The organism is Lacticaseibacillus pantheris DSM 15945 = JCM 12539 = NBRC 106106 (assembly GCF_001591865.1).
GTDB lineage: Bacteria > Bacillota > Bacilli > Lactobacillales > Lactobacillaceae > Lacticaseibacillus > Lacticaseibacillus pantheris.
This window is the reverse complement of record NZ_BCVS01000018.1, coordinates 22,103-28,797: the sequence shown is the minus strand read 5'-3', so window position 1 is coordinate 28,797 and position 6,695 is coordinate 22,103. Positions and strand designations below refer to the sequence as shown.

The 6,695-nt window shown below is 55.1% G+C and carries 7 protein-coding genes; 3 read left to right on the top strand and 4 right to left on the bottom strand.

The window, feature by feature from the left end:
* The first annotated feature begins 211 nt into the window (after nt 1-211).
* From LPA02S_RS03355 to LPA02S_RS03345, 3 genes are all read left to right on the top strand, one after another.
* Nucleotides 212-586: a YxeA family protein gene (locus LPA02S_RS03355; protein WP_054651120.1), complete on the top strand. Its 375-nt coding sequence runs from the start codon at nt 212-214 to the stop codon at nt 584-586.
* A gap of 171 nt (nt 587-757) precedes the next feature.
* Entirely contained in the window at nt 758-1,345 is a 588-nt protein-coding gene (locus tag LPA02S_RS03350) for a MarR family winged helix-turn-helix transcriptional regulator (RefSeq protein WP_054651118.1), read from the top strand.
* Nucleotides 1,346-1,370: 25 nt separating this feature from the next.
* Nucleotides 1,371-3,134, top strand: a complete 1,764-nt coding sequence (locus LPA02S_RS03345) for an ABC transporter ATP-binding protein (protein WP_082405468.1) — start codon at nt 1,371-1,373, stop codon at nt 3,132-3,134.
* Nucleotides 3,135-3,243: 109 nt separating this feature from the next.
* On the opposite strand, the gene LPA02S_RS03340 is transcribed toward LPA02S_RS03345, so the two are convergent.
* Genes LPA02S_RS03340 through LPA02S_RS03325 form a run of 4 tightly spaced genes read right to left on the bottom strand, consistent with a single transcriptional unit; the run spans nt 3,244 to nt 6,659 of the window.
* Nucleotides 3,244-3,894, bottom strand: coding sequence for an NAD(P)H-binding protein (locus LPA02S_RS03340; RefSeq protein ID WP_054651116.1), 651 nt, complete (start codon nt 3,892-3,894; stop codon nt 3,244-3,246).
* A 13-nt stretch (nt 3,895-3,907) separates the two neighbouring features.
* Nucleotides 3,908-4,513: an NAD(P)H-binding protein gene (locus tag LPA02S_RS03335; protein ID WP_056956783.1), complete on the bottom strand. Its 606-nt coding sequence runs from the start codon at nt 4,511-4,513 to the stop codon at nt 3,908-3,910.
* A complete protein-coding gene (locus LPA02S_RS03330; RefSeq protein ID WP_156302172.1) occupies nt 4,510-5,301 on the bottom strand; it encodes a hypothetical protein in 792 nt (263 codons plus the stop codon). The genes LPA02S_RS03335 and LPA02S_RS03330 overlap by 4 nt, the downstream gene beginning before the upstream one ends.
* A 17-nt stretch (nt 5,302-5,318) precedes the next feature.
* Nucleotides 5,319-6,659, bottom strand: coding sequence for an MFS transporter (locus tag LPA02S_RS03325; protein ID WP_054651148.1), 1,341 nt, complete (start codon nt 6,657-6,659; stop codon nt 5,319-5,321).
* Nucleotides 6,660-6,695: the final 36 nt, after the last annotated feature.

Genomic DNA, 6,695 nt, shown 5'->3' with positions numbered 1-6,695 from the left:
CCCACGAAAGCCGTAGCTCACCAACCCGGCCAACGCTGCCGTCACCCACTACCGTAGCAATTCACGGCTCAAGGCACGTAAGCCGCAACCCCACCGCCTCTTTGCCTGCACGCAACCACCGACCAACCGCTAAAGTTCAGACCAGCGGCCGATGGCGGAGCCTCGACCTTCCCGTATACTGATGGCATATTAGTCAGGGAGGAAGAACGTTATGAAGAGGTTCATATCCATTATTCTGGGCATCGCCGTAGTGATTGCATTGGTGGGCGTTGGCGCCAAGTTTGCCACGCAAAATAGTAGTAGCCAGCTAGCGGCCACGGTGGATCAGCTCAACCCGTTGGTAGGCAAAGACGTCGCGTACGTGAAAACCACCAATCCCGTCAGCGTCAACGGTTACGGCACTCCCACATACCGGCAAATGGCCGTTGACCGCTATGGCCGCAGCCGTACGTTGGAGTTCGTGGGCGTGAAAGTGCTCAAGCGCGGACGTTACTTGAAGATTGATCACAAAGGCGCTTACGTACAAACATACACCGCGGTCAGCGCGTCGAGCGTACCCGAAGCTGCGCGGAATGAATTACAATAGCTTGGTTAATTAGGGGGCTGACTAGTAGTCACCCTATTTTTTGACGACAAATTTAGTTAGGGTTGACAAAATCTAACTAACGGTTTAGACTCTTCAAAGTAGTTAGCTGATATAAAAACTAACTAAGTAATTTGTCGATGGTAAACAGCTTACGTAAAGGAGAATTTAGTTATGGCAAACACACCTAATGAAGATTTACTGCAACTATTTGGGCAGCTGTTCATGCAGCGCCGCTTTGTTTGGGCCGCTATTCAGACCCAGCAGCGTCGCGATGGTAACGTTGAGTTACGCGGACCGTTGCGCGTGCTCGTTCTGTTGAAGGATGGGCAGCAGCTGACTAACGCTGATATCGCAGAGCGTTTGGATATCCGCCCTAGCTCAGTGACGGCCCTCGTGAACCGACTGGTCGAAGCCGGCCTGGCTGAACGTAACTCCGCACCCGACGATAAACGCGTGCAGATGATTAGTTTGACCGATAAGGGGCAGCAGGCGCTGGACGACGCGCAGAACACTCGCGCTGAGTTTACTGACAACGCCTTTGCGGCACTTTCCGATGAGGAACGTGCTCAGCTTCAGGCATTACTAGCCAAGTTGGTACCGGACGTTGAGCGACAAGAAGACGAACATCGCGATGATGATCACGATGGCCGCGGCTTTGGGCGTGGCTTCCACGGGGCACACGGACATCATGGACCCCACGGCGATTGGCCGTATGGTGGGGGCCGTCGTCACCCTGGTTTTGATCGGGGCCGGTTCTAAAACTTGTAGATAGAGGTAATTGGTAATGCAACGAATGAGAAGTACCGGAGCGCCACAAAAATTTAGCATGCGTAACTTTCTGGGCCTGATTAGCCGGATCCACCCCAAGTATTGGCAACTGGGCGTGGGCTTAGCATTAGGGCTGGTTGCGACCGTGTTTCAACTGTTGGTGCCCCACTTTGCCCAAACGCTGATTAATCAGCTGGGTCACCACGTCGATACCGTCTTCGTCGTGGGCGTGATTGGACTGTTCGTACTGAGCGCGTTGGTCAGTGCGGGGTCGGGGACTATCCTCGGATTCTTCGGTGAGGACGTGGTCGCAAAGTTGCGGACGTTGATGTGGGACAAAATCCTGCGTCTGCCCGTGGGCTACTACGAGAATACGAAGTCGGGGGAGGTGTCGTCACGATTGGTGAACGACACCACCCAGGTCAAAGACCTGCTGGCGAACTCCGTACCGCAGATGGCAACGTCAATTTTGCAACTGTTCGGCGCGCTGGCTTTCATGCTGGTGATGGACTGGCGGATGACGCTACTCATGTTTGTGGCGGTGCCATTGGTGCTACTGGTCATCATGCCGGTGGCCAACCAGTCACGTAAAATCGCCTTTGGTCGTCAGGATGCACTCGCCGGGTTTAACGGTGAGGCTAACGAAGTCATTGGCGAGGTCCGGCTCGTGAAGTCGTCAACCGCCGAACCAGTAGAGGCTCAGCGCGGACACGCGCGGGTGGACGCCCTGTACCAGTTGGGGTTGAAGGAAGCTATGTATGACTCCATTGCGGGTCCCGTCATGACCATGGTGATGATGGGGATGGTTGTCGGCATGCTGGCGTACGGTGCGAACCGAATTGCGCAGGGAACCATGACGATGGGGACGCTGTTCTCGTTTCTGATGTACCTCGTGCAGATGATTTCACCGTTTACCACTTTGGGGCAGTTCTTCACCTCGTTGGGCAAAGCTAGTGGGTCAACCGCGCGCATTCAGGAGCTCCTGATGGTGCCGGACGAACCTCAGGGTACCGCGGCTTTGGACTCGGTATCTGGACAGACGCTGGCGATGAACGACGTTAACTTCAGCTATGCGGACGGCGAACAGGTGCTTCATGACGTATCATTCGTTGCAGAACCAAACAAAGTAATTGCTTTTGCTGGACCTTCCGGCGGGGGCAAGTCGACCATCTTTGGTCTCATTGAGCGGTATTACACGCCGCAGTCCGGGCGGATCACTCTCGGTGACCATGACGTCAATCAGGTTGACCTCACCGCTTGGCGCCAACAAATCGGTCTGGTGAGTCAGGACGCACCCATTATGGCGGGTACCGTACGCTATAACCTCACGTACGGACTAACGGGCGATTATGACGATGAGCGGTTGTGGCAAGTACTGTTGATGGCGTACGCGGAAGACTTCGTACGGCGGTTGCCCGATGGGTTGGACACCCAGGTGGGTGAACGTGGCGTGAAGCTGTCTGGCGGTCAACGGCAGCGGATTGCCATTGCGCGGGCGTTCCTGCGTGATCCGCAGATCCTGATGCTGGACGAGGCCACGGCCAGTCTGGATTCAGAGTCAGAAATGATGGTGCAGAAGGCGTTAACTAAGCTGATGCACAACCGGACGACGTTGGTCATCGCCCACCGGCTCAGCACCATTGTGAACGCGGACCAGATCTACTTTATCGAGCAGGGCACGGTTAGCGGTCACGGGACCCACGACGAGTTGGTGGCCCACCACGATTTGTACCGTGAATACGTGGAAAACCAGTTTGGTCACGAAGAACAAAGTGCTTAGCGCGGATGGCAAAGGCCCGTCGCATTTCCCTGTTGGGGGATGCGGTGGGTCTTTTATTTCCCGGGAAATATCGGTGTCTGGGAGACTACTCAGGATGATCAACCGCGAGCTAGTACACCGGCCGGTCTTCTCCCTGGGTATCCGGGTCGGCCATGCCGATACTGTCGTTGGCGGCAAAGTCGGGATCAGCAACGATTTTGAGCACGACGTCGGCGACACTTTGACGCGAGCCGGACACCCCGACGTACGGTTCGTTGCGCGTGGTGACGGTGTACTTGACTTCGTCACGGTTATTGAGCCACGGGAGGCGCAAAGTAGTGTAAGCCAAATCGGATTCAGCTAGTAGTTGGTCGGACTGTTGAGCGGCGGCGAGGCCGGAGCGAACCTGAGCTAGATTCCAGCGGCCAAACTCACCGGGTACCTCGTTGTAAATACCCAGTATATTGGTGAAGATGATGCGGTGCACATGGTGTGCTTGCATGGCAGTAATCACGTTCTTGGTCATCCGGTTATCGCGATCGTGATCAACTACGGCAACAAAGACCATGTCCTGCCCGGCGACCGCGCGCCCAACCGACGCGGCATCTTCTAGGTCCGTTTCGATGACGGTGACGCGTGGGTTAGACGCCAATGCCGATAAACGTTCTGCACGGCGGAGACCCAAAGTGAGCTCCACGTCGCTAAATTGTGGTTCGTTCAATATCCGTTGCTCAACGATCCGGGCAATTTGACCATTTGCTGCTAGTATCAATAATTTCATGCCGGGTTCCTCCTTATTTGCGGTTAATTCCGAGACTGTCACGGCTGCCTAACTTTGGATCGTGGGCCAGGCGTAAGACCAAATCAGCGATACTGACCCGAGATACATCGTGGCCACCAAAGGCCTCACCTTTGTGCGTGATTTGATAGTCAGTGTCGTTGCCGCTATCGAACCATCCCGGCCGAATAACGGTGTAATTGAGGCCTGACGCCTCGATAATATCGGCTGCCCGGCGGTAAGAGCTGAGCATCGGGTTCGAATCTAGGTTGCCGCTGGCACCAACGGACGCTGGTATCTCGTTATAGATGCCCATCGAACTGATGAACAACAGCCGCTGAACGCCGGCCTCGTCCATGCCATCCACGAGCGCCTGCGCCATGCGGGGCAAGTCGCCGCTCAGAGCAGCAAAGACCACATCTTGGCCAGCGAGGGACTGTTTCAGGATGGCGGGGTCAGTCACACTGCCCGCTATGACATGCTCACGGTCAGCGTTCAGATTGCGTAGGCGGTCGGTGTGGCGGGCCATCAACGTGAGGCTGTCGTTGCTATTTTGCAAAAAGTAGTTGCGGGTGACCTGGCCCACCGAGCCTGTTGCCCCAATAATTAATACGTTTGTCATATCAGTATCTCCTTTGTTTTGCTGTCTGGGATTAGGTTAAGTTCTTGTTGCGATATAAACAGTAGGCGCATTGCGTCGTAGTCGTGCAGTTGCGTCAGGACGACTGACCGGCCAAAGCGTAGTTGGTCAAGGAGGCGTATATCGTGTGTCCAGTCCTGCAGGTGTCGAGTCCAACCGGTCACCCGTGAATCAGCGAGGATGTACATCAACTGCTGGGAGTCCGTGCTTGACCAAGGCAGGTGGGCACGGTTGAGTATCATTGTCAGCTTTGCATGAATTAACTCAGGATCAACAATACCGTGTCCGTCTAGGTAGCGGTTAAAGCGGCTCAGTCCGTAGCCGCCGTCCTGCCCGTCGCGGTCCGCACCGAAATCGTGCAGATAGGCGCTGAGTATCATGATGATGGTATCGCGGCGACTGAGTGATTTCAACTGAGCATAATACAACGATAGATACGCTAGCCGTTTAGCGTGTGCGGAACCAAAGTTGTCAACACCGGCATCGAGCGCTTGCCCTAATGTCGCATCCAGCGTCGCAATTAAGCGACTACCGGACGCACCCAACGAACTGGGTGCTAGGCCGATATCTTCGACTGTCAATTGGGGTTCAATGGTGGCGACGATGCTGCAATCGTCCTGGTTATCAGGCGATTCGTGACAAATGAGCAACTTGGCCTGTGGGTGTTGATAGAGGTAGCGTACAATTGGCGCCGAATCGGTTTGCCAATTGAGTAGGAAATCGCCGTCGAGGTTGACTACGGCGTAATAAATGGTGGGTGCAGTCATCATACTCACCTCGAGTGTGCTTAATGGTTGCGGCGCTCTCCCGGCAACACCATGAATATTGCGGCCAACAAGGCTAGAAACAGTAGCCATGCACCGGTCAAAATTGCGTGCTGGAAACCCGGAACAACGCCGCGGAACATGCCTTGTATCGCCACTAAGATTGATAGCCCGATTGAGCCACCGAGCTGGTGCATCACGTTGACTACACCACTAGCCGCCCCCGCGTCCTCACCCAGTGTATGGGCAACACCCGCAGCGGTGAACGGACTCAGCGCCAAGCCTTGGCCGACTCCCAGCATCACCATTGGTAGGGCGATGCCGAGCCAGTAGCCTGTGGCAGGAGTGAAGCGGCTCATCCAAAACATCCCGATAAAGGTCAGCAGGATACCAATAATTAGCAGCCCACCATTGCCGAGCTTCTTGGTCAGGCGTGCAACCTGTAGGGCGACCACAAAGTTGACGACCGTCAGCGGGAAGAACGCGATGCCCGCCATTAGTGGCGTAAAACCTAGCTGACTTTGCATAATCTGCGGCGTGATGAACCAAAATCCCAGCATGGCGCCCATGTAGAGGATATGGCTGATGTTGGCCCCGGTACGCTCCAAATCCGCAAACAAGCGTAGCGGCATGATTGGTTGAGCTGTGTGGGCCTCCTGGGCAATGAAAATCCCTAACAGAATGACGGCGGCGATGAGGGCGTACAGCTGGCCGACTGTACCGACGATGCTGTAGACCAGGGTGATCATGCCGAACAGTGAGGTTAGGGTACCGAGCCAATCCAGTGTGCCTTTGCGGCCGGTATCATTGGGCAGGTGCCGCATGGACAGGTAGAGCATCCAGACGGCGATGGGTACGTTGATGAAGAAACCGATGCGCCAACTCAATAGGCTGGCCAGTAGCCCACCAATGACTAAGCCGACCGATGCACCGATGCCACCCATCGCGCCGTAGTAACCAATGGCCCGGACGCGTTTGCCGCCCGTGTAAGTATCCATCAAGATGGCCAGAGTGGTCGGTGCCAAAATGGCGCTGCCGATACCCTGAAATGCACGGGCAGCGATAATCAGGGTTGCGGACCCAGCGGCACCGACGAGTAGGGATCCTAGGCCGAAGATGATTAGACCAATCTGGAAAACACGCCGGCGGCCGAACAGGTCACCAGCACGCCCACCGACCAGCAGGAAACCGCCAAAAGTCAGTGAGTACGCACTGGATACCCAGGACAGGGTGTTTTGGTCAAGATGCAGGTCCTGCGCGATTTTAACCGTTCCAGTAAAGATGATGGAGTTGTCGAGCAGAATCATGAAATAACTTAATAAGATAACGAGTAGAATCCAGTCAAAGTGTTTTTGCTTTTGCATGTTAATGATGTCTCCCTGAGTTGATGACATCAGTGT